The sequence below is a fragment of the Synechococcus sp. BA-124 BA4 genome (assembly GCF_034931165.1).
Genome location: NZ_JAYGIA010000025.1, coordinates 1 through 22963, shown reverse-complemented (window position 1 = coordinate 22963; position 22963 = coordinate 1). Strand labels below are relative to the sequence as shown.

General features: G+C 66.0%; 20 protein-coding genes and 1 pseudogene. 11 read left to right on the top strand and 10 right to left on the bottom strand.

From position 1 onward, the window contains the following. Positions 1–202, top strand: a pseudogene (locus VB734_RS03935) (type III pantothenate kinase); the annotation flags it as partial. On the opposite strand, the gene bcp reads toward VB734_RS03935, so the two are convergent. Further along, positions 150–617 carry a thioredoxin-dependent thiol peroxidase gene (gene bcp / locus VB734_RS03930; protein WP_197165999.1) on the bottom strand — a complete coding sequence of 156 codons (468 nt, stop codon included), beginning with the start codon at positions 615–617 and terminating at the stop codon, positions 150–152. The pseudogene VB734_RS03935 and the gene bcp sit on opposite strands and share 53 nt — an antisense overlap. A 64-nt stretch (positions 618–681) precedes the next feature. Here bcp and VB734_RS03925 point away from each other — a divergent pair, with 64 nt between their 5' ends. Both VB734_RS03925 and VB734_RS03920 read left to right on the top strand, forming a co-directional pair. Further along, positions 682–1188, top strand: a complete 507-nt coding sequence (locus VB734_RS03925; RefSeq protein ID WP_322781935.1) for a hypothetical protein — start codon at positions 682–684, stop codon at positions 1186–1188. Positions 1189–1277: 89 nt separating this feature from the next. Continuing rightward, positions 1278–1967, top strand: coding sequence for an alpha/beta hydrolase (locus VB734_RS03920; RefSeq protein WP_322781934.1), 690 nt, complete (start codon positions 1278–1280; stop codon positions 1965–1967). A gap of 98 nt (positions 1968–2065) precedes the next feature. Here the strand turns inward: VB734_RS03920 and VB734_RS03915 are convergent, their stop codons facing one another. Beyond that, positions 2066–4294 (bottom strand): AAA family ATPase, encoded by a 2229-nt coding sequence (locus VB734_RS03915; protein ID WP_322781933.1) that lies wholly within the window; start codon positions 4292–4294, stop codon positions 2066–2068. A 98-nt stretch (positions 4295–4392) separates the two neighbouring features. Here VB734_RS03915 and VB734_RS03910 point away from each other — a divergent pair, with 98 nt between their 5' ends. The 6 genes from VB734_RS03910 (at position 4393) to VB734_RS03885 (ending at position 13960) form a co-directional block, all read left to right on the top strand. Then, positions 4393–5484 (top strand): efflux RND transporter periplasmic adaptor subunit, encoded by a 1092-nt coding sequence (locus tag VB734_RS03910; protein WP_322781932.1) that lies wholly within the window; start codon positions 4393–4395, stop codon positions 5482–5484. Positions 5485–5497: 13 nt separating this feature from the next. Next, the gene (locus VB734_RS03905) at positions 5498–8911 is read left to right on the top strand and encodes an efflux RND transporter permease subunit (protein ID WP_322781931.1); all 3414 of its coding nucleotides are present in this window, start codon (positions 5498–5500) and stop codon (positions 8909–8911) included. Continuing rightward, complete coding sequence (locus VB734_RS03900; RefSeq protein WP_197165982.1) at positions 8911–9195, top strand: hypothetical protein; 285 nt, start codon at positions 8911–8913, stop codon at positions 9193–9195. The genes VB734_RS03905 and VB734_RS03900 overlap by 1 nt, the downstream gene beginning before the upstream one ends. A 190-nt stretch (positions 9196–9385) precedes the next feature. Then, complete coding sequence (locus VB734_RS03895) at positions 9386–10396, top strand: efflux RND transporter periplasmic adaptor subunit (RefSeq protein ID WP_322781930.1); 1011 nt, start codon at positions 9386–9388, stop codon at positions 10394–10396. Next, positions 10393–13668, top strand: a complete 3276-nt coding sequence (locus VB734_RS03890) for an efflux RND transporter permease subunit (RefSeq protein ID WP_322781929.1) — start codon at positions 10393–10395, stop codon at positions 13666–13668. The genes VB734_RS03895 and VB734_RS03890 overlap by 4 nt, the downstream gene beginning before the upstream one ends. A 1-nt stretch (position 13669) precedes the next feature. Beyond that, positions 13670–13960 (top strand): hypothetical protein, encoded by a 291-nt coding sequence (locus VB734_RS03885; protein WP_322781928.1) that lies wholly within the window; start codon positions 13670–13672, stop codon positions 13958–13960. A 23-nt stretch (positions 13961–13983) separates the two neighbouring features. Here the strand turns inward: VB734_RS03885 and VB734_RS03880 are convergent, their stop codons facing one another. After that, positions 13984–15675 carry an alpha-D-glucose phosphate-specific phosphoglucomutase gene (locus VB734_RS03880; protein WP_322781927.1) on the bottom strand — a complete coding sequence of 564 codons (1692 nt, stop codon included), beginning with the start codon at positions 15673–15675 and terminating at the stop codon, positions 13984–13986. A 105-nt stretch (positions 15676–15780) separates the two neighbouring features. Between VB734_RS03880 and VB734_RS03875 the strand changes: the two genes are divergently transcribed. Further along, positions 15781–16155, top strand: a complete 375-nt coding sequence (locus VB734_RS03875) for a hypothetical protein (protein ID WP_322781926.1) — start codon at positions 15781–15783, stop codon at positions 16153–16155. Between the two features lie 35 nt (positions 16156–16190). Here the strand turns inward: VB734_RS03875 and VB734_RS03870 are convergent, their stop codons facing one another. From VB734_RS03870 to VB734_RS03840, 7 genes are all read right to left on the bottom strand, one after another. Next, a complete protein-coding gene (locus tag VB734_RS03870; RefSeq protein ID WP_322781925.1) occupies positions 16191–16676 on the bottom strand; it encodes a hypothetical protein in 486 nt (161 codons plus the stop codon). Between the two features lie 38 nt (positions 16677–16714). Beyond that, a complete protein-coding gene (locus VB734_RS03865) occupies positions 16715–17932 on the bottom strand; it encodes an FAD-dependent oxidoreductase (RefSeq protein WP_322781924.1) in 1218 nt (405 codons plus the stop codon). Then, positions 17929–19392 (bottom strand): phospholipase D-like domain-containing protein, encoded by a 1464-nt coding sequence (locus VB734_RS03860; protein WP_322781923.1) that lies wholly within the window; start codon positions 19390–19392, stop codon positions 17929–17931. Before VB734_RS03860 ends, VB734_RS03865 begins: the two co-directional genes overlap by 4 nt. Before the next feature lie 57 nt (positions 19393–19449). Continuing rightward, entirely contained in the window at positions 19450–19623 is a 174-nt protein-coding gene (locus tag VB734_RS03855; RefSeq protein WP_197165968.1) for a hypothetical protein, read from the bottom strand. Further along, complete coding sequence (locus VB734_RS03850; RefSeq protein WP_197165966.1) at positions 19623–20732, bottom strand: DUF4912 domain-containing protein; 1110 nt, start codon at positions 20730–20732, stop codon at positions 19623–19625. Before VB734_RS03850 ends, VB734_RS03855 begins: the two co-directional genes overlap by 1 nt. Positions 20733–20931: 199 nt before the next feature. Continuing rightward, on the bottom strand, positions 20932–21693 hold the full coding sequence (locus tag VB734_RS03845; RefSeq protein WP_197165964.1) for a phycobilisome rod-core linker polypeptide: 762 nt from the start codon (positions 21691–21693) through the stop codon (positions 20932–20934). Between the two features lie 116 nt (positions 21694–21809). Then, complete coding sequence (locus tag VB734_RS03840) at positions 21810–22436, bottom strand: phycobiliprotein lyase (RefSeq protein ID WP_197165962.1); 627 nt, start codon at positions 22434–22436, stop codon at positions 21810–21812. Positions 22437–22491: 55 nt separating this feature from the next. Between VB734_RS03840 and VB734_RS03835 the strand changes: the two genes are divergently transcribed. Then, the coding region (locus VB734_RS03835; RefSeq protein WP_323242953.1) for an EamA family transporter at positions 22492–22963 on the top strand (472 nt) is incomplete at its 3' end.

Below are 22963 nucleotides of genomic sequence, written 5' to 3'. Positions count from 1 at the left end.
GGCCCAGGCCTGGCGCGACCTGCAGTCCGTGGAGCCTGCCGCGCTCTGGCTCACCGGCGGCGACGCCCCGGCGCTGGCCCCGTTGCTGCGGGCGCAGGAGGTGCCCTTCGAACCGGCACCGGAGCTGGTGCTGGAGGCGCTGGTGGCCCTCAGCTCAGGCCCAGATCCGAGAGGATCTGCTGAGCCATCTCCTCAGCCTTGACCTTCCAGTAGATGAGCTCCAGCTTCCCTTCGGGGTCGATCACGAAGGTGTGGCGCATCATCCCCATGTACTCACGACCCATGAATTTCTTCAGGCCATAGCTGTCGTAGGCCGCGGCCACCTCACAGGGCTCGGGATCAGTGAGCAGGGTGAACGGCAGCTGGTACTTCGCGATGAACTTGGTGTGGCTGCCGGCCTCGTCCTTGCTGATGCCCAGCACCTTGATGCCGTGCTGCTCGAAGCTGGCCCACTGATCACGGAACCCGCAGGCTTCCTTGGTGCAGCCGGGGGTGTCGTCCTTGGGATAAAAATAAAGAACGACACGCGTTCCCCGCAGGTCGGCCAGTGACACGGGTGTGCCGTTCTGGTCGGGAAGGGTGAAGGCGGGGGCCGGATCTCCGATCTGCAGCGTCATGGTTCGACGATTGCCAGGGTTGACCCTAGGTCGCCGGTAGGGTCAGTCGACCTCCCGAAGCCCGATGGCCCTCGCCCTTCGCCTCGGCCTCTCCACTCTCCTGTCGCTGATCGGCGTCGCCGGTCTGGTCCAGCTCAGCCTGCAGCCGCCCCTGGCCAGCCGCCCGGGGGCCTCGGCGGCTGTTGTCCTGGCCGATCTCGAAGCCCAGGAGGCCCTGCTGGATCAGCGTCAGCAGGCGGCCCTGCTGCTCAACCGTTTCGTGGGGGCCCAGATCACCCGTTACTTCTGGGGTGGCTTCAGCGGTTACCTCGATGTCCTGGGCATCGAAGCTCCCCAGGACATGAGGGCTGAACTGAAGGTGGAGGACCAGAGTGCCCAGCTCAGGCTCACCCCCCGGACGGGCAAGGAGACCTATGTGGCTCGGGTGGAGGCCATCGAAAGTGTGCCGCGGGGGGTGGTCTGTCGCGGCGAGGGAACGCCGGGAGCCTTCCCTTATCAGTCCGACCGCCTCGGTTGCCCGCCGGGATGGCGCTCGCTCACGAGCCCCAGGACCCTTCGGCCGACCCGCTGAGGGGGCCATGGAGTGGGCCAGCCCAAAGTCTGTCTGGATTCACTTTCAAGTTGTTGGCAAGTGCAACTCAGCTGTCTAGGTTGAAAGAGATGTTCCTTCGCCTTCCCGTGCTGAAGCGTCTTGCCGCTGGCCTCCTTGCAGGAGCCGCTTTCTCAGTCACAGCCCTGCCTGCCTCGGCTGCTGTTGACAACGATCTTCCCGTTCGCTGGAACACCGGTGGTGCCGTGTGGTCCACCAACCTGGATGCCTTCAAAACATTCATCGAAACCGGTGATGTGACCGACCGTGGTCTCGCCGGCGGGATCTCCCGCTCCGGTTGGACCGCGAGCGAACTGCGCACCGGTCTGGCCAAGACCTACAGCGTCGATGTGGTGGGTGTGACCCGCTTCCTCTATTCCGACGCCGGCGTCAAGTTCCTCAAGAACCAGACCCGCAGCTACTTCCCCTACTGGTCGATGTCGACCTACGCCGTTCAGGGCCTGCGTGGCGCGATCATCGCTGACGCCGCTGATGGATCCATCTCCTCGGCCGGCATCATGGCCGCCCTGCCCACCGACTTCCGCCTGGCTGACACCTGCGGCACCTACGACGGCAAGCAGAACATCTGCGCCGAAGGCAAGTGCCAGGGCGAAGCTCAGTGCACCTCCCTGCTCTCCTGGTACGTCTTCCTGCCGGCCTGCATCCAGGCCAACCAGATGATGGACCCCGTGGCTGAAGTGCGCACCGCTCCCGCTCCCGCCCCCACCTTCCAGCCTGAGCCCATTCGCGGTCTCTGGTGATCTCAGGATCCTGGTTCCGGCCAGAAGCGTTCCGATCCAGCCCCGGCCATGCCGGGGTTTTTTCATGGGTGCGCCCCGGCTGGCTCAACCCGCCGGGATCATCTGCGGTGGGCGATCAGGCGATGGTGGAGCAGGCGCTGGGGAAGCGGCCCTCGGAGCTGACCGCGGAACCCAGCCTCCACCGTGGCGATCTCAACGGGGTTCAACACGGTTTCCAGCCGGATTCGGTAGGCCGCACCGGGGCTGAACCAGCGCTGGTAGGCGGTCTCACTCAGCTCCAGGGTCAGTGACTCCTGCCAGCTCTCCTGTTCCACCTGCCAGTTCATGGCTTCCAGGGCTCCCGTCAGCTCGGCAGGAGTCGGCTGCGCCGTCAGCCAGGCGCCCTCTTCGAGGCTGACGCGTCGCAGCAGCTCAGGCAGGGTCCTGTCATCCTGGCCAGCCTTCGTGACGCCTGGCCTGGCCAGCCGTTCGGCCAGTGCCCCGGCGGGACCCAGCAACGGGCCGCTCAGCAGCAGGCGCCACTGCGCCCCGGGGCTGGCCAGTCGCACCAGCTCCTCCAGCCACCGCTGCCACAGCTCCGGTGCGAGTCCCTGGAAGGGCGAGCGGCCCACCAGCCACTCGAAGCGCTCGCCGGGTTCGAGCACTTCGCTCAGGCTCCCGGGCCTGGTGGGATCCAGCAGCAGGAGCCGGGGGCTGCGCAGGCTGTCGAGCAGCTGACTCTGGGCCTGCAGTCGCTCCTGATCCGCTGCGCTGTCCACGCTGATTACCACCCCGCCCTCCGGGCAGCTCTCCAGAGGATCCAGGGCCCAGAGCAGGGATCGGGCCCCCAGGATCAGCGTCCGGTCCTGCCGCCGCCAGCCGGCCCCCTGCCAGAAGCGCTGGCGCAGCTGATCAAGCCGCTCCCCCTCCGCCGCGGCCTGGCGCTGCAGCCAGCGCTCCAGTTCCGCGTCATCGGGACCGCTGCTGAGCAGGGGGCCTGAGTCGGCTGTGCTCTCGGCGGCTGCGGCCAGCTGGGCGGCACGCCGCCGCTGCAGCCGGCTCTGCAGGGCACCCTCCCAGCCGAGGTGACCCGGCAACCAGAACACTTCCCCCTGCAGGGCGGCCGGGAGGTAGGTCTGAGCCACCCAGTGCTCGGCGTAGGCGTGCGGGTAGCGGTAGCCCACACCATCGCCGAAGGCCGCTCCATCGCGGTTGGCGTCACGCAGATGGGAGGGTACCTCCTGGCGGTTGGTGGCCCGCACGCTCCTGAGGGCATCGAAGAATCCGAGCAGGCTGTTGCTCTTCTCGGCGCCGGCCAGGTAGACGGCGGCCTGGGCCAGGGGGTAGAGCCCCTCCGGCAGACCCACCCGCTCGAAGGCGGCTGCACAGGCCTCCACCACCACGATCGCCTGGGGATCGGCCAGACCGATGTCTTCCCCGGCGGAGATCAGCATGCGCCGGAAAATGAAGCGCGGATTCTCACCGGCCTCGACCATCCGCGCCAGCCAGAACAGGGCGGCGTCGGGGTCGGACCCCCGCAGCGACTTGATGAAGGCGCTGATCGTGTCGAAATGGGCATCCCCCTGCTTGTCGTAGAGCACGGCCCGCTGCTGGATCGATTGCTCGGCGATCTCCAGGTCGATCCGGATCACCCCGCTGGCATCGGCGGAACTGCTCTCCACGGCCAGTTCCAGGGCGTTGAGCAGGCTGCGGGCGTCACCGCCGGCCACATCCAGCAGGTGATCGGCGGCCTCGGAGGTCAGCTCCACCGGCCGGCCGCCATAGCCGCGCTCCACGTCGGCGAGGGCGCGCTCCAGCAGCACCCGCAGATCACGGGGTTCGAGCGGCTGCAGGCGGAACAGCCGCGAGCGGCTCACCAGGGCCTTGTTCACCTCGAAGAAGGGGTTCTCGGTGGTGGCGCCGATCAGGGTCACGGTGCCGTTCTCCACCCAGGGCAGCAGGGCGTCCTGCTGGGCCACGTTGAAGCGGTGCACCTCATCGATGAACAGCAGGGTGCGCAGTCCGTGGCGCTCCAGCCGCTGGCGTGCCGCCTCCACCTCCACCCGCAGGTCCTTGACCCCAGCCAGCACCGCGTTGAGGCTGGTGAAATGGGCACGGGTGCTGCTGGCGATGATGCGCGCCAGGGTGGTCTTGCCCACCCCCGGCGGCCCGTGCAGGATCAGGTTGCCCACCCGATCGGCGTGGATCGCCCGTCGCAGCAGCCTCCCGGGGCCGAGGATCTCCTCCTGACCCACGAATTCCTCGAGGCTGCGGGGGCGCAGACGATCGGCCAGGGGGGCGAGAGCCCGGCGGTTGATCTCCCCCTGATGGCTGAACAGATCGCTCAAGACGCGCGTGGCGGGATGAGGACAATCCTGGGATCAACCCTCAGGACCTGCAGCAGGAGGCACGGGCCTGCAGAATCGGGCAACTCTTGTCACCGTGCGTGAAGCGTTCCTGTCTGGTGATCCCGGCCGCAATCGGTCTGCTGGCGGCTGGTCTCAGTGGCTGCGGCGATCCCCCCAAGCCGCCGCCCAGACAGGTTCAGGTCAAGACCGAACCGGTCGCCCTGGCCCGCTTCAGCGATGACGTCGACACGATCAGCACCCTTGAGGCTCTGAGCGTGGTGCAACTGGCGGCCCAGGCCGGCGGCCGCATCGAGCGCCTGCTGGTGCGTCAGGGGGATGTGGTGCGTCAGGGCCAGCTGCTGTTGGTGCTCGATCAGGTGCAGGTGCGTGCCGATGTGGCCAGTCTGCGCGCGCAGCTGGAGAAGGACGAGCTCAACTACAAACGCTTCGAGTTTCTGGTGCGCCAGGGGGCTGCCAGTGCCCTTCAGCGCGACCAGTTCCGCGCCCAGTTCGTGCAGTCGAGGGAGGCCCTGCGGGCCAGGGAGGCCGATCTGGCCTTCCGCGACCTGCGTTCCCCCACGGATGGGGTGATCAGCGATCTGCAGGTGAAGGTCGGTGATGTGATCCGTTCCGGCGATCCCTTCACCAAGGTGGTGCGCAACGACCGCCTCACCGCCCGCATCGACGTTCCCGGCGTGCTCACCGCCCGGGTGCGGCCCGGCCTGCCGGTCACCCTGCAGGAGCCTCAGTCTCCGAAGGTGCTGGCCCGGGGCGTGGTCAGCTCCGTGGATCCGGTCGTGAATGCCGGTACCCAGGCCCTGCTGGTGAAGGCCGAATTCGACAATCCCACCGGAGCACTTCGCACGGGCCTGCGCTTGCGCACCCGGGTCCAGCTCGATGCCGCTGATCTGCCGTCGGTGCCCTTCGCCGCTGTCACCCAGACGGCTGGCCAGAGCTTCGTGTTCGCCCTCGGCAGCCTGCAGGATCTGGAGAAGAATCCGGGCAAGGCCTCCCTGGATCAGTTGCGCCAGTTGCCGCCGGGGAGCAGCTTTGCCCTGCAGCGCCCGGTGCAACTCGGACCCCTGCAGAACAACCGCTATGCGGTCCTGCGTGGGGTGACACCCGGTGAACGGGTGATCACGACCAATCTGCTCACCTTGCGTCACGGCACTCTCGTGACGGCGCAGTAGGAGCTGCAGCCAGATGTCCGCTTCCGACAATTTCATCACCCGGCCGGTTCTGACCACGGTCTGCAGCCTGCTGCTCGTCATCGGTGGGCTGATCGCGATTCCTCTTCTGCCGATTGAAAACCTGCCCGACATCGCCCCGCCCACGGTGACGGTGAACTCCCGATACAACGGCGCCGATGCGATCTCGGTGGAGGAGGGTGTCACCAATGTGCTGGAGCAGCAGATCAACGGGGTGGAGAACATGGACTTCATCACGTCCTCCAGCTCCGCCGATGGCAGCAGTGCGATCACGGTGTCTTTCGCCAGTGGCACCGACGGTGACATCAATCAGGTGAATGTTCAGAACAGGGTCGCCCTCGCCCAGCCGCAGTTGCCTGAAGAAGTCAGGCAGTCTGGTGTAGTGGTAAACAAGGCATCAAATTCAACCCTTTTAGTTTATAACTTTGTAAGCGAAGATGTCAATAATCCTTACAGCACGGAATTCATCAGCGGTCTGCTGGATCAAAATCTCACCGACCGGATCAAGCGGGTGAAGGGTGTCGGCAGCATCGTCTATGCCGGCAACCGTCAGCTTGCGTTCCGCCTCTGGCTCGACCCTGATCGTCTGGCTACCAACAAGCTCAGCTCCTCCGATGTGGTGAACGCTCTGCGTAGTCAGAGCCGCCTCGTGCCGGCTGGTCGAGTGGGCGGCGAGCCCTCCCCTGAAGGTCAGCAGTTCACCTTCACCGTGCAATTGCAAGGGCGCTTGCGCAGCGTCGAGGAGTTCTCCAACCTGATTCTGCGCAGCACTGACGATGGTGGGCTGGTGCGGCTCAGGGATGTGGGTCGAGTCGAGCTTGGCGCTGAAACCTACGACGCGAACGCCACCGACATCAGGGCTGTTCCGTCAGTGGGTCTGCTGGTGTACCAGTTGAGCGGAAGCAATGCTCTTGAGGTGTCTCGGGGTGTCAAGAAGGTGCTCGACGAGTTCAGTCTCACGATGCCCCCTGGCATCAAGATCGAGCAGATTTATGACAATACTGATTTCATCAATGCGTCGATTCAGGGAGTGACCAACTCCCTCCGTGATGCTGTGGTGCTTGTGGTGCTGATCCTGTTTCTGTTTCTGCAGAACTGGAAAGCCACGCTCGTGCCTGGCATCGCCATACCCGTGGCTCTGGTGGGCACCTTCCTGTTCGTGAAAGTGGCAGGCTTCTCACTCAACCAGCTCACCCTGTTTGGTCTGGTGCTGGCAACGGGTCTGGTGGTCGATGATGCAATCACTGTGATCGAGGACACCTCCACAAAGAAATCTCAGGGGATGACCGCCCTGGAAGCAGCCATGAGCACGATGAACGAGTTGTTCGGTGCCGTGATCGCCACGTCGCTGGTGCTCTTCGCTGTGTTCATGCCAGTGCTGTTCTTCCCCGGCGCCACAGGAACGATCTATCAGCAGTTTGCCGCCACGATCATCTTCTCGGTGGCCATCTCCACCTTCAATGCTCTCACTTTCTCGCCGATGCTCTCGGCCCTTCTGCTCGCCCGTGAGGGTGATCCGCCGAATCGTCGCACCTACGCCATTGCGGGCACCTCGATCGGCTTTGTCTACGGGCTGCTGGTGAGCGGTGGCGGTGTGCTGGTGGTGCTGGGCTGGGTGGTCGGCGGCCTGCTGCTGGGCTACCTGCTCGGACTGATCACCCGGCTGCCCTTGCGCCTGCCTGTGACGGTGGCGGCAGCTGTCCTGGGCCTGGTGCTGGGTGATGTCTCCCGTCCCCTGGCTGTGGGTCTTTTCGCGCTGATCGGGCTACTGGTCGGAGCCTTTCTGGGCCCCATCTTCAGCCGTTTCAATCGCCTCTATGCGGCCGGTGAGGGGGGGTACAAGAAAGCCCTGGCCTGGGTACTCAGCCATCGAGGACTGATCATGGGGGTGCTGGTGGGCGGAGTGGTGCTCACGGGCGTGGCTTTCACCTCGATCCCCTCAGGCTTCGTGCCGATCGAGGATCAGGGTTATGCGATCGGTTTTGTGCAGGCCCCGGATGGCGTCTCCGAGCAGAACACGCGCAAGATCAATACCAAGGTTGCCGAGATTCTGCGCAGTGAGCCCGACATCGGTACCGCTGTGATCATCAGTGGATTCGGTCTGGATGGCAACGCACCCAATAAGGGCCTGTTCTTCTTCGGCACCAAGAACTGGGATGATCGCCCCAACCCTGATCAATTCATGGACCAGATTGTGGAACGTCTGAACCGCAAGCTCTCCGTTATTGATGGAGCCAGGATCTTTGTGGTGGAACCACCGGCCATCCCCGGCTATGGAACGTCTGGTGGATTCGAGTTCCAGATGCTGGATCAGAGTGGCGGAGCACTCAGTCTTCCCGAATTCTTTGCCAATGCAAATCAGCTGATTGGCAAAGCCCTGCCCACAGGTATTTTTAGCAGGGTGTTCACGCAGTTTTCGCCAGAATCTCCTCAGCTGAAAGTGAATGTGAACCGCGATCAGCTCGCGGCCCTGAATGTGGATTACGGGCAGGCGATGCAGACGTTCAGTTTCTACTTCGGTGGAGCTTTCATCAACGACACCTTTCAGGAGGGCAAGATCCGACGGGTCTATGTGCAGTCGGATGCTGCCTTCAGGGCAACGCCGCAGCAACTCAAGTCGCTGTTCGTGAACAATCGCCTCGGTGAGCCGATCCCCCTGGCCGAGGTGTTCACGGTGGAACCTGCCTCCGGTCCATCCGTGATCCCCCATTTCAACCTGTTCCGCTCCATCAAGGTGGAAGGATCCCCAGCGCCAGGCCGCAGCTCAGGTCAGGCGATCAAGGGCATGACCGATGCCTTTGCCCAGCTGGGCACCAATGGTCTGAGTTTCGACTGGACCGGCCTCTCGAGGGAGGAGGTGAAGGCCGGCGCCCTGGCCATTGTGATCTTCGCTTTCGGCATTCTCGTGGTGTATCTGGTGCTTGCCGCTCAGTACGAGAGCTACAGCGATCCGTTGATCATTCTGATGACGGTGCCCACCGCCATGCTCGGTGCTCTGGCCTTTCTGGCAGCGAGGGGCGAAGTGCTCAACATCTATGCCCAGGTGGGGCTGGTGATGCTGATCGGCCTGGCCGCCAAGAACGGGATTCTGATCGTCGATCTGGCCAATCAGCGCATGGCCGAGGGAGCCACTCCCTATCAGGCGGCGAAGGAGGCGGCTGAATCCCGCCTCCGGCCGATCCTGATGACGGCGATCTCCTCCCTGTTCGGCTTTCTTCCCCTTGTTCTCGCCAGTGGGGCCGGCGCCCGCAGCCAGGCGTCCCTCGGCACGGTCGTGTTCGGAGGCCTGATGGTGGCCACGGTGCTCTCGCTGTTTGTGGTTCCGGTGTTCTATGTGGTGATGAAACAGTTAGGTGCGTCCGGCACGGACCAGACACCGCCCCCCGCCGTCACCTCCCCCTCCTCCTGATGGCCAGTGCACCGGAGCCCCTGAACGGACGCCGCATCGTGATCACCGGTGTGGTCGGAGCTCTGTTCGGCCTGGCCGTCAGCCTGTTCCTGCAGGCGATCGTGACCAACACGACCGTGACAGTGAGCTCCTATGCCGTGTTCTGGTTCCGGCTGCTCCTGGGTGCCTTCGGCACCCTGGCGGGCATGGCGATCGAAACGGTGCGTCAGCTGCAGGTCACCAATCCGGATCCTGCTTACCGCAAACCCGTCTTGCGCGGAGGCCACCCTCGGGAACGGCCGTGACGGGTGTTCTCCTCTCAACGGATTCAGCCGCGGCCATGGACAGAGAGTCCGAGCTGCGTCAGCCTTGGCGCATCTTGTGACCAGCCTCTTGCGGCCCCGCCTGAGCCTCCTGGCGATCACCACGCTTGCTGTTCTGGGGTCCCAGGCAGGCTGCGGTCGGACTGAACCAGCGGCCCCTCCACCGCCTGCGGTGAAGCTGGTTTCACCGCGTTCCCAGCTGTTCGAGGATTCCGCTGAGTATCAGAGCACCCTCGAGGCCATCCGCGAGGTGAAGCTCGCCGCCGAAATCGACGGGCGCATCGTGGCGATGCCGATGCAGGAAGGTCAGCGTGTCAAGCCCGGGCAAGTGCTGTTCCGGCTGGATCAGGTGCAGCAGCAGGCCTCCACCAGTGCCGCAGCCTCGGAAGCCCGCAAGGATGTGCTCAACGCCGAGCGTTACATCTTCCTGAATGATCAGGGAGCGGTCTCCACCAAGGAGCGTGACTTCTACATCACCCAGGCCCTCCAGAGTCGCGACCAGCTGCGTTCCACCCAGGCCACTCTGGGCTACAAGAACGTGCTGGCGCCGATACCCGGTCAGGTCGGCAGCATCAACGCCAAGCTCGGCGACGTGGTGCGCGCCGGCGGCGTGGTCACCAGTGTGATCGACAACTCGATCCTGTGGGTGCGCCTCGATGTGGCCGGCGAAGACGCCTACCGGGTGCGCCAGGGTCTGCCGGTGCTGCTGCGGGTGCCTGGGCGCTCCGAGCTGGTGGCCAGGGGCGCCGTGAGTTTCGTCGCGCCCTCGCTTGACAAGGAACGCCAGACCCTGCTGGTCAAGGCCACCTTCGCCAATGCACAGGGCTCCCTGCGCAACAACCAGCGGGTGAATGCCACCCTCGTGTTCGATCAGGCCACGTCCCTGGCCATCCCAGCCCAGGCGGTGCTGCTGCAGGCCGGCAAGACGTTTGTGTTCCTGGCCCTGACCCCCCAGGAGGCCCGCCAGCGCCTGGGCCGGGAGATCGAGCCGCCGCCGCCGGCCGGTTCCCTGGTGGCTGTGCAGGTTCCTGTGACCCTGGGAACGCTTCAGGCGGGTGTCTACCCGGTTGAAGCCGGACTGCAGACGAGCGATGCAGTGATCCTCGGCAATCTGGCCCAGTTGCGCAGTGGCCTGGCGGTACGCAGGGCCACCGGCGCCCCGCTTCCCCAGACTCGTCCATGAGCCTGTCGGATACCTTCATTCGCCGCCCCGTGCTCAGCACGGTGTGCAGCGTGCTGATCTTGCTGGCGGGGGTGATCAGCCTGCCTCTGCTGCCGATTGAAAACCTCCCCAACATCGCCCCGCCCACGATTCAGGTGAACGCCAGCCTGCCGGGCGCCGATGCACTCACGGTGGAGAGTGCCGTGACCGGCCCGCTCGAGGAGCAGATCAATGGCGCACCGGGGATGGACTACATCACGTCCACCAGCACCGGAGAGGGCAGCAGTCAGATCAATGTCTATTTTAAGGCTGGCACCAATCCTGATATCGATCAGGTGAATGTGCTCAACCGGGTGCAGACGGCCACTCCCCAGCTGCCCCCCCAGGTGAATGCCCAGGGTGTGACGGTTCAGCAGACTTCAGGCAGTTATCTGCTTGTTTATAATATCACCTCCAGTGAAGGTCAGTTCGATCGCAACTATCTGAACGGTCTGGTGCAGCTCAATTTGGTCTATCCGCTCACCCGTGCGGATGGAGTCGGGCAGGTGAACATCTTCGGGGCCAGCGATCCAGCCTTCAGGCTCTGGGTGGACCCACTGAGGCTTTCTCGCTTCAACCTTTCCATCACTGATGTGATGAATGCGCTGAAGTCGCAGAATGTGGTGGTGATCGCTGGCAGTATCGGCGGTCCCCCATCTCTGCCCAATAATCGTAGTACATTCCCAATCCTGGTTAATGGTAATCTTGAAACAGTTGCAGAGTTTGAGCAACTCATCCTGGCAAAAAGTCCAGATGGTGGACTGATTCGGCTAGGAGATGTCGGCCGGGCTGAGTACGCGTTTCAGAATTTCAATCAGGCGGCCGTGAACGCCATCAGCGGCCACCCTTCCGTCGGCTTCGGCGTGATCCAGCTGCCGGGCAGCAACGCCATCTCCACGGCCAAAGCGGTCGATCAGGTGCTCAGCCAGTTCCGCAACACCCTGCCGCCGGGTGTGGTTCTGGAGAAGGTGTTCGACCAGACCGACTTCATCAATGCATCGATCGAAGGAGCCCTCGATGCCCTGCGCGATGCGGTGGTGCTGGTGCTGCTGATCATTTTTCTGTTCCTGCAGGACTGGAAGGCCACAGCCGTGCCTGCCCTGGCCCTGCCGATCGCGCTGCTTGGAGCGATGGTGTTCGTGAAGGCCTTCGGCTTCTCGATCAATGAGCTCACCCTGCTCGGAATCATCCTGGCCACGGGCCTGGTGGTGGACGACGCGATCGTGGTGGTGGAGGCTGTCTCGGCCCGGATCGAGGCAGGAGATCCTCCGTTCGTGGCTGCCTCCAACGCCATGAAGGAGCTCACTGGCGCCATCCTCGCCACCGCGTTGGTGCTGCTGGCGGTGTTCGTGCCCGTGGCCTTCTTCCCCGGCGCCACAGGGGTGATCTATCGCCAGTTCGCGCTCACGATCGTGTTCTCGATCCTGGTGTCCACCTTCAACGCGATCACCGGCAAGCCTCTGCAGTCGGCCCTCCTGCTCGGTGGTGGCAAAACCGAGCCCCGCGGCTGGCGCTGGACCGCCATCGGCGGAGCCCTCGGAGCCCTCTACGGCACCCTGGCCGGCGGCTGGCTCCTCGCGTTGATCCTCGGAGTGGCCGGAGCGGTGGTGGGCTCCTTCCTGATGCCGATCTTCGAGGCCTTCAACAGGGGATTCGAACAGCTGGCCCGCTCCTACGCGGCTCTGCTCCAGCAGGTGATCAGCCTGCGGCGGCTGGTGCTGGGGGGACTGCTGGCCGGTGTTGTGGTCACCGGCATCTCCTTTGTGCTGATCCCCACCGGCTTCGTGCCCACCGAAGACCAGGGCTACGGGCTGGGCATCATTCAGTTACCGGCCCAGGCTTCGATCGAGGCCACCATGGAGGTGGCGGATCAGGCCCGGAAGGTGATTGCCAAGGAAACCGATGTGGTGTCTGGGGAGATGGTGGGTGGAGCCGGCTTCAACGGCGGCTCGCTCAATCAGGGCATCTTCTTTTTCGGCCTCAAGCCCATCGAGGAGCGCACCAGGCCTGAGCAGTCCGCCGCCGCGATCATCAAGCGCATGAACAAGGCCTTCGCTGAGATCCCCGGCGCGATCGTGCTGGCCCAGGCGCCGGCCGCCGTGCCGGGCTTCGGCGCCCAGGGGGGGCTTTCCTTCCAGTTCAACGACCTCAGCAATGGCGGCTACAGCCCCACCGAGCTGTCCGGCCTGGCGCGGGAACTGATCGGCAAGGCCCGGACCACCGGCATCTTCGGAAACCTCTACACCCAGTTCGTGAGTGATGCCCCGGTCTGGCGGCTTGACGTGGACCGCGACCGGATGGCCTCGCTCGACATCGATTACAGCGCCGCGATGGAGGCTCTGGGCACCCTCACCGGCGGCAGCTTCGTCAATCAGACCTACGAGCAACAGCAGTACCGGCAGGTGGTTGTCCAGGCGGATGCCAGCCATCGCGGCATGATCCAGGATCTGAACAACCTCAACATCAGCAACCGTGCTGGCCAGCTGGTGCCGCTCTCGAATGTGGTGAAGGTCCGGCTGGACAGCGCTCCGCCGATCATCAGCCACTTCGACCTTTACCGCACGGTGCTGATCCAGGGGGTGGAGGCCGCCGGAAGGAGCAGTGGCCAGGCGATTGACACCATTTCCGAGGTATTTCGTCGCTTCAACTTTGCCAACATCGGCTCGGCCTGGTCGGCACTGACCCGCTCGGAGGTGCAGGCCGGAGCCCTGGCGATTCTGGTGTTCGCCCTGGGGATCGTGGTGGTGTACCTGGTGCTTTCTGCCCAGTACGGAAGTTACATCGATCCACTGATCATTCTGATGACCGTGCCTCTGGCCATGCTCGGGGCGCTGATGTTCCTGGTGCTGCGCGGCCAGGTGAACAACGTATATGCCCAGGTGGGCCTGGTGACCCTGATCGGCCTGGCGGCCAAGAACGGCATCCTGATCGTGGATCTGGCCAACCAGCGCATGGAGCAGGGCATGACGGCGGCGGAAGCGGCGATGGCGGCAGCCTGCTCACGGCTGCGCCCGATCCTGATGACGGCGATGGCCGCCCTGGCCGGTTTCTTCCCCCTGCTGGTGGCCAGTGGTGCCGGTGCCCTCAGTCAGCAGTCGCTGGGGGCCGTGATCTTCGGCGGGTTGCTGGTGGCCACCGGGCTGAGTCTGTTCGTGGTGCCCTCGTTCTATGTGCTGATGAAGCAGGCTGAGGCGGCCTGGTTCCCCGCCAGTCAGGAGACCGAACCTGTGCTGCCGGCGGGTCCGTCCAGCTGAGATGCCCCTCCCCAGGCCCGCCGGCTATCAACCGAGGCGCCAGTTGCGGATCGATCGGCGTCGCATCGTTCTGGCCGGGGTGATCAATCTGGCTGCAGCATTGGTGCTGCTGATTTTGGCCCACCGGGTGTCGCGAACGCCCGGTGAATTGCTGCCACCGATTCATCCTCGCTTCTGGGTGGCTGTGGCGGGGATGGCAGCGTTCTGCGGCGTCTGGGGAGAGAGCCTGCGTCAGATCAGCCTCACCCGCCACGGTGAGCCCGGTGCCCCTCTCGATGAGCGGAGCGACTGAGCGAGCGAGGAAGGGGCGACTGCTCAGGTGATCACCGTGGGTCGCTCCATGCCCGTGCGGCTGCGGATCTCGGCGAGCTGGTCGGCGGCGGTGATCAGATCGGCGAGGGCCTGCTGGGGATCCTGATCGAGGTTGCCGCCCGACCCCACGTAACTCTCGAGATAGAGGCGCAGGGTGGCCCCCTGGGTGCCGGTGCCGGAGAGTCGGAACACGACCCGGCTGCCGTCATCCAGCAGCAGGCGCAGACCCTGGCCGCTGGTGAGGGAGCCATCCACCGGGTCGGTGTAGCTGAAGTCGTCGGCGGTGGCGATGCTGCGGCCGGCGAAGCCGGTCCCCACCAGGGAGGGCAGCAGGCCCTTCAGGCGGTCGTAGAGCCCATGGGCCCTGTCGCTGGCGATCGCTTCGTAGTCGTGGCGGGAGTAGTAGTGGCGGCCGAAGCGGCTCCAGTGGCCGGCCATCACCTCCGCCACCGAACAGCGGCGTGTGGCCAGGATCTGCAGCCAGAACAGCACCGCCCAGAGACCGTCCTTCTCGCGGATGTGGTCACTGCCGGTGCCGAAGCTCTCCTCACCGCAGAGGGTGATCCGGCCGGCATCGAGCAGGTTGCCGAAGAACTTCCAGCCCGTGGGGGTTTCGAAGCAGGGAATGGCCAGTTCCCTGGCCACCACGTCCACCGCGGCGCTGGTGGGCATCGAGCGGGCCACCCCGGAGAGGCCGCCGGCGTAGCCGGGTGCCAGGGTGGCATTGGCGGTGAGCACCGCCAGGCTGTCGCTGGGGTTCACGAAGCAGCGCTGGCCCAGGATCATGTTGCGGTCGCCGTCGCCGTCGCAGGCGGCCCCGAAGCGGTAGATGTCGCCATCGAGCAGCAGCTCGGCCAGCTCATGGGCATAGGTGAGGTTGGGGTCGGGGTGACCGCCGCCGAAATCCTCCAGAGGTGTGCCGTTGCGCACCGTGCCGGCCGGGGCCCCCAGCAGCCCCTCCAGCAGGCGGATGGCGTAGGGGCCGGTGACGGCATGCATCGCATCGAAGGCGATCGGGAAGTCGCCCCGCAGCATGGCGCTGATCGCGTCGAAGTCGAACAGGCCCTGAAGCAGGGCCACGTAGTCGTCGACCCCGTCGATCACCTCGATGCGCAGGCCGCCCAGGGCGTAAGTTCCCGGCCCCTCCAGGGAAGGCGTCTCGCCGTCAACGATCCGGTAGCTCTCCAGCTGGGTGGTGGCGGTGTAGATGGCATCGGTGATCGATTCGGGGGCCGGCCCGCCGTTGGCACCATTCACCTTGACGCCGAAATCTCCCTCGGGGCCGCCGGGGTTGTGGCTGGCGGAGAGAATGATGCCGCCAATGGCCCGGTGCTTCCGGATCAGGTTCGAGGCGGCGGGGGTGGAGAGAATCCCGCCGGTGGTGGTGATCAGCCGGGCCACGCCGTGGGCGGCGGCCATGCGGGAGATCACATCGATGGCCCGGCGGTTGCCGTAGCGGCCGTCGCCGCCAAGGATCAGTGTGCCCCCCGCCACCCCGGGCATCACCCGGAAGACCGCCTCCACGAAGCTCTCCAGATAGTGGGGCTGCTCGAACTGACGGCTGCTCTTGCGCAGGCCGGAAGTGCCGGGTTTCTGGTCGGTGAAGGGGGCCCCCAGGAGCACCTCACGAACCGATGGTGATGAAGAGACGTCCGTGGCAGCGGCGGGAGCATCGGAAGAGGCGCTGCTGGTCATGGATGCCAACCTGGGGTGGTGCCACGCTAGCCCTGCAGTCAGGCACCCTCTGACACGTCGGGGGCTCCTGGCTAGCCTGGGTAAAGTGGATGATTCCCCAAGCCGATGGCCTTCCCCTCCGCCCAGTCGAGTCGGATCCAGGGGCTGTTGCTGGCGCTGGTCGCTCTGTCCGTCAACTCGGCTCAGGCTGGAGTGATGGGCGCTGCACCGGCCAAGCCGTTGCCCGAGGCCATCAGCGTGAGCCGGGCGGCAGCCACGGCCGTTCTCGAGAAATCCGGCACCACGAGCTGCCTCACCGGCAAGCTCACCAATGCGCTGCTCAGTCTTTCTTCCAGCTGTGAGGCCCAGGGTGATCGCTCCCCCCTCTGTGATCTGGCCAACCGGGCGGTGGTGTCCACCGGCTGGTCAATGGAGTTCATGGAGCGCACCTCCAGGGAGTTGCTGAAGCTCTCGGATACTCCCGTGGCCACAACTCCCTGAGCTGAGGGCGGCCACCACCGGGCCGCGACCACCCCTCAGCGGCCGACCGATCCGAAACCGAAGCCTGAGGGGCGACTTCCGCCTGAGCCGCCTGGAGCACCACCGCCTGTTGCACCAGGCCCGCCTGGACCGCCTGATCCGTCCTTGTTGGCCACAGGTTTGCTCACCGGCCGGCAGCTGCTGACCACCTTCCCAGCGGCGGCATCGATGCCGTCACGCCGGTTCAGGCTGTTGCTCGTGTCGGTCACGGCAATCTGGACCACGGCCCAGAGGGCGTCCTTGCAGAAGCCCGAGAGCAGAGGGTGATCCATCAGGGGATCGGCCAGCTTGCGGGCCCGGTCGCAGGTGGCGGCGGTGTTCTCCCTGCCGCAGTCGAGGGCAGCCAGTTGAACCTGGCGCAGCGTCTCGGTACTGGGGTAGATGGCGAAGCTGTCGTTGGCCCGGGCCGGCCCCATGGCCAGGCCGGGCGCAGTGAGCATCGCGGCGCTCAGCAGCGTGACGGCAAGGCTTGATCGGACCATCGATGCGCTGCAGCAACTTCCCCCATCATGGCGGCGGCTCAGACCGAGAGCCGAATCGGGGCCAGGCCCTGCCGCAGGGGCCTCTGGCGCAGCTGCCAGGAGTGTCCGATCCGCTCCCCCAGCCAAGGAGCCAGCAGCACCAGGCCGCGGCGCAGCAGGGGTGATCGACGCAGCAGCTGGGCCTGGCGAGCCTCCTGCTGCTGCAGAGCCTGGGCCCTGCGGATCTCCGGCCAGCGCTGAGCCTGGATCTGCCCCAGGCTCCTGTCGATGGCGGCGGTGTCTCCCGCCGACAGGGGCGCCAGCAGGTGGTTGGTAGCCACGATCGCGTCACGCAGGGCCATGTTGATCCCCTGCGCCCGGATCGGGCTCATCGGGTGGGCGGCATCGCCCAGCAGCAGCAGACCGGGGCGGTGCCAGTGGCGGCAGCAACCCACCTGCACCGAGAGCTTCAGCGGCGCGCTGATCGCTGGGGCCACCTGGCGCAGGTGATCGGCCAGCCAGCCGGGGGCCATCGCCGCAAAGGCTTCGCCCCAGTCCTCGGGGCTGCGCTCGATCCGCTCGCCGGGGCTGAGCACCCAGCCCAGCTGCAGTTCCCCTGGCAGGGCGCCATGGAAGAGGCTGCAGGCGCTGCCGTCCTCCCCCAGCAGCATGGTGAAGACGTTGTCGCTCTCGAAGCGAGGGTGGCTGGGTAGGTGGAACCAGAGCAGATCGATGGGGCTGCTGCGGCGCTCCAGCTCCAGGCCCGATCGTTGCCGCACCAGCGAGGAACGGCCGTCGGTGGCTACCACCAGGGAGGCCTCAAGCCGACTGCCGTCGCTGAGCACCACCCCGGCGATGCGGCCCCCGGCTTCCATCAGATCGACCACCGCCTGCCCCGGCCTCCACTGGAAGCCGCTGGCTCGGCTGGCCCGCTCCAGCAGGGCGTCGAGCAGCGCCGGCTGGGAGATCAGCGTGCAGGGCCGATCTCCCTCCAGGGGTTCCTCGACGCGGAACAGGTCCCGGCCATGCAGCTGGAACGACCAGGCGCTGAGAGGCCGCTGGGGCAGGCGGGCGAGCAGGGGGCCACAGCCCATGTCCTCCAGGGCCGCCAGGCCCGAGGGCATCAGCCCCTCGCCGCGGAACTGGCGCTGAAAATCCCGCGCCGCTTCCACCAGGGTCACCGGCACCCCCCGCTCGGCCAGCAGCATCGCCAGGGACGCGCCGGCCGGTCCGGCCCCCACGATCACCACGGCCTGGGGGGATGGGTCTGAACTCATGGTTGCTGCGTGGCAGTGGCCAGGGCCCGCGGAGTGCCCTGGCCACAGGTCTGGCGGATCCGCTCCAGCTTGCGCCGCAGCCGGGGCGTGATCCCCAGTTCCGCCCCCTGCCACATGCGGTCCTGCTCACGGGTGAAGTGGGCCGCCAGCTGGGGCGACTCCACGATCATCAGTGTTTCGTCGTTGCCATGGGCGGCGGACGGACTCCAGTTGAACGAACCCGTGATCACGGTCCTGCCATCCACCACGGCGAACTTGTGGTGCAGCTTGTCGCCGCGAGCCAGGAGGGGTGTTCCCACCCCCTCGATCGGCTGAGCCCAGGGGCTGTTCCCCTGCTCCAGTTTGCAGAAGCGATCCGGCATCGAGACTCCCAGCAGATCGAGCACCTCCGAGAAGCTGCGGCTGGCGAAGCCAGGATCCGCCAGGAGCCGGATCGCCACGCCTCGCTGGCGCAGCTTGGCGAGCCGGTCGGCCAGCCCCTGGGCGGAGAAGACGAACAGACTCAGATCCAGCCGCCGCCGGGTCAGGGCCAGGCGTTGATCGAGCAGCCGCAGGCCCTGGCTGGGATCCTTGCGGCGATGGGGAGCGAAGAGCACTTCGACCCGGGTGGGTCCCACCATCACGGCCTGCACGGGCCCCTCTTCCTTGGCGATGCCGAATCGGCTGTCGGCCAGGCCGCCGGGACCATCCCCCCACATCCGGCTGAATTCGCCGCCGAACAGCGCGGCGAGCTCCCGGCTCTCGAAGCGCAGCAGGTGGTTGACGTTGCCGAGGGTGCGGCGGTCGTCGGGATCGCCGTGGATGCAGGAGGGCGTGAAGTTGGCGGAGCCGGTCACCACCCAGCGCTGGTCCACCACCATGAACTTGTGGTGCATCAGGCCACTGCCCGCGCTGCCATCGGCTGTGTCGTCGATCAGGGGGATGCCACCGCGCTGCAGGATGCGGACGGCATCGCCTCGGTCGCGTTCGCCGCCGCTCAGGCGTCCGTCGTGGTCGGTGTCGGCCAGGGCCAGCAGCTGGCGGTAGCGTCCGAGCTGGTGGGAGCTCAGCCCTGCGGGCAGCTGTTCACTGAAGGGGGTGCTGTAGGTGTTCTCGAGGATCACCCGCACGCGCACTCCCTGGCGCTTCCGCGTCACCAGGGCTTCGGCCACCCGGGGCAGGGACAGCTCCTGCACGGCCACGACAATCTCGCTCTGGGCCCGTTCGATCGTGTCGAGCACCAGCCGCTCAAGGTCATCGCCCCTGCGACGCTCGCCGCTGATCGGGCTCCTGTAGTGGTGGTCGGCGCGCTGGTTGAAGGCCACCTCCACTCCCGCCGGCAGAGGCAGATCCGCCGGGGGTGAGCCCAGGATGCGGGCGGTGGCGGAGCAGCCGCCAAGGGCAACAGCGAGCAGGCCAGCCACGAGAGCGAACGCCCGGGTGGCTGGCCTGGAGGGATCGACGGTGGACTGGGGACTCACGGACAGCTCATGGCGGCTGTCCTGAGCATTCCCCGCTGAGGGGGAGTTGGACTGACCTCAGTGGTGACCTGGCATCTCGGCGGTGCGCAGCATCAGGACGAACCAGAGGGTGCTCACCAGCACAGCCATGCCCACGGCTGTGCCGATGCCCACTTTGACCATCAGGATGGGCACGAGGAACGGCAGGGCGAGGGTGCCGGCCAGCGGGGTGAGGGCCACGAAGGTGCGCATCAGAACCACTCAGCCACGGCCTGGCTGGATGGATTACTGTTGTCTTCGGGGGTGGTGCGCTCGAACTTCAGGGTGATGCTGCGTTTCTGCTCGCCATCGGCGGCCACCGCCTGGATGGGATAGAGCTGCTGGCCGTCGCGGAATGGCACCTGCACGCGGAAGGTGCCATCGGGGGAGAGGGGCACCTCTTCATCGCCGATGGTGAGTTTGGCGGCCGGATCGGTGGCGCCGTAGACGATCAGCTCGGCGTCGGCCACGAGCCAGAAGGAACGCTGGCGGGGTGCCACTCCACCGATGCCCGAGTCGTTGCGACCACTGGCCCAGAGGCCGATGCCCGAATCATGAAGACTGCGCCGGCCTGCAGCGGAGTCGGAGTCCTCGAGCTCGTGGAAGGCTTCGGAACCGCGGCCGAAATGCTTCCAGCGCACCGTGGCGGTCTGGTAGAGACGCTCGTGCAGGCCGCTGTCCGCTCCGGTCGGGTTGGGGTTGCTGTGGGGATAGGCGGTGGCCACGGTCATGTCCGAGGGGGCCGCTTCCAGGGAGAAGGGCACGAACTGGTCGAGGATCTGCTCGCTGGGATGCAGGGCAGGCACCCGGGCCACGGCCGAGAAGCCCATGGAGAGCCAGCCTCCACCGTGCTTGCGGTACCCCAGTTCAACGCGGTAATCGCGGTCACTGAGGGGTACGGGCAGGTACCACTCGGTGGCATGGCTGTCGACGGGCACCTCCTGGAGGGTGTGGGGGTGAGCGGCGCCCGAGGGCAGTCCGGTCACGTCGGCGACACGAAGGCAGAGCTGGCCGGCTCCGGCCTCGATGGCCCTGGTGCGCTCGGCTTCGGCGATCTCCCAGAACACGTAGGCCCACTGGGGGTCCCGGGGCAGGAACACCACCTTGGTCTCGGCCTCCGGGCGCGGAGCCGGACTGAAGCCGGCCTCCAGCCGCTCGAGGCTTGGAGAGGAGGAACCGGGTGCTGCGGATGGCTCGGAGCTGGTGAACTCTCCTTCGCCCTTGACACTGTGGATTTCGTTCAGCAACTCCTCCTTGGATTTGCGGCTGTAGAGGCTCACGCCGAGGTCACTAGCGATCTGGCGGAGCTGACGCAGGGTCATGCGAGCCAAGGACGAGAGAGCCTGAGTCACCGTTTCTCCGGATTTCGTTTGGGATCAGTTTGCGATGAAACCCGCCGATCTCAGTCCTCCGGGCGCCCTCCGTCAGCAACAGCTGACTGGGCCTCAGCTGGATGGCCATGAAAAAAACGGCGGGGTGAACCGCCGTTCTCAGGGAAACCTTGGGGCAGAGCCGCTGGTGTCAGCGGCCGACGCTGCGGTAGGGAACCTTGGAGAGGTAGTCCATGCCGGTGTTGCCCGAGGACGCGGCACCTGTCCGCAGGGCAGGCAGGGAGCGCACCCAGGGCAGGTAGTCCTCGGGGAAGCCACCGCGGCGTTGCCGCGCCCATTTGGGCAGCGACTTGGCGGTCCCGGTGTAGACGATCTGGGGGAAGCCCAGGATGCCCCGGTAGTAGGCCTCGTAGCGGGGCGAGGTGATGTTGAAGGGGGTTTCTCCCACTTCACGGGAGCCCACCACCCGGTTGCGGTGGTAAGGCACGGTGTCGTAGCCGAAATTCTCGAGATACTCGTCGCTGTCGAGGATCTGATCGACGGCGCCGGCCACGCCCTTGGTCATGATCACCGCGGACCAGGCGATCTCCTCGGCTTTGCCATAGACCTGGCGGCCCAGCAGTTTCTCCACCAGGTGACGCGCCACCCGGTAGTTGCTGTTCAGGTTGTAGAAGCTGCGGGTGAAGGTATCCGAGAGGCAGAGGGCCCGGATGAAATCACGCACGGTGATCTGGCCATCGCGCAGCTGCGACTCCAGGATCGTGTCGCGGTCGACCTTGAAGGCGTGGAAGAAGATCTGACGGTAGGCCGCTTCGATCACCACGTTCTGGGCGTTGCGATCAAAGGCCTTGTCCAGCGAGACGCCTTTCGGATCCTCGTCGGAGCCCACGCGAAACGCCTTCACTCGAGAGTTCTGGCTGGTGGGTGCGTACTTCAGAAGCGGGATCGCCACGCGAACATCGTCATCCGTCGCTGTGGATCGTAGAAGTCAGGCCCGATCGAACCCCGCCCGTGGCGGCAGGGCTCACAGTCCGTAACGTTTGACACGTCCGCCGGGGTCAGACCGCCCTACCAGCCGAAGGCCGAGATCAGCGTTCTGCGGGGGGTGGTGGCGAGGCCCGCGGCGCCTTCGCCTGAATCGCTGGTCTCCCCGTCAGCACCGTTCTGCGGGCAGCGGCTTTCCATGCAGAACGACGCGGTGTTGGAGAGTCCTTCCACGGTGCTGGTGCGCAGGCGCAGGTTGGTGTTGGGAAACCAGAAGCGCTCCAGGCTGCTCATCGTTTCGTAGGCCGTCGTCAGCAGCAGGCCATCCCGGTCATCCATGCGGAAGTGGCCCGCCACAGGTGCGGTCTCCGCGTAGCCGCGGTCCCGCAACAGCAGTCCCTCGCGTCCCGAGGAGTCGGTGGGGATCAGACCGAACACCGACTCCCCCTGATGGGCTTCGCCGGCTTTGTCCCAGGCCATCGAGCCGCTCCAGCGCACCTGGCAGCCCCCCACCAGGCCCGCCGGGTCCTGGTCGTGCAGCTCGGCGATCGCCCTGAGGCGCGGGTCACTGGCCTCCACCTCCATGACCTCGATCATTGACCCGCCGGCCTCGGCGCGCCGGTGCAGCAGGTGGTGGCTGGTGCGCTGGGAGCGCCAGCGCCCGCAGCTGAGCCTGAAAAAACTGAGGGCATCGGCGATCGGAACGCTCACGGGGACAGCACGGCTGCAGCGATGATCGCAACTCCCTCACCCCAGCCGTAGCCCGGTGGCCACAACGGGAGTCGTGGCGGCCCTGGCCGCAGCCCTCTGCTGGGCGGTCTCCAGCAGTCTCTGGCGCCGTCTGCCCACCTCCCTGAGCGCAGCCCAGCTCAACCTGGTCAAGAACCTGCTGGCCGTCGGGATTCAGGTGCCGGTGCTGCTGCTGGGGGGCTGGCTGGTGCCGCTTCCTGCGCTGCTGCTGCTGCTGGCCAGCGGTGTGCTCGGCATCGCCCTGGGTGACAGCCTCTACTTCGCGGCCCTGCGCCGGCTGGGGACCCGTCGGACGCTCACCCTCGAAGCGGGTGGACCGGCGCTGTCGCTGCTGGGCGGGGCTCTGTTCCTGGCCGAGTGGCCCCGCTGGCCCCAGGGGGTGGGGGTGGTGCTGATCTGCCTGTCGGTGGCCCTGGTGGCCCGCCAGCAGCCCCCGGCCGGCGGTCCCGACCTGGCGTCCCGGCCCTCGGGAGGGCAGCACCTCGGCC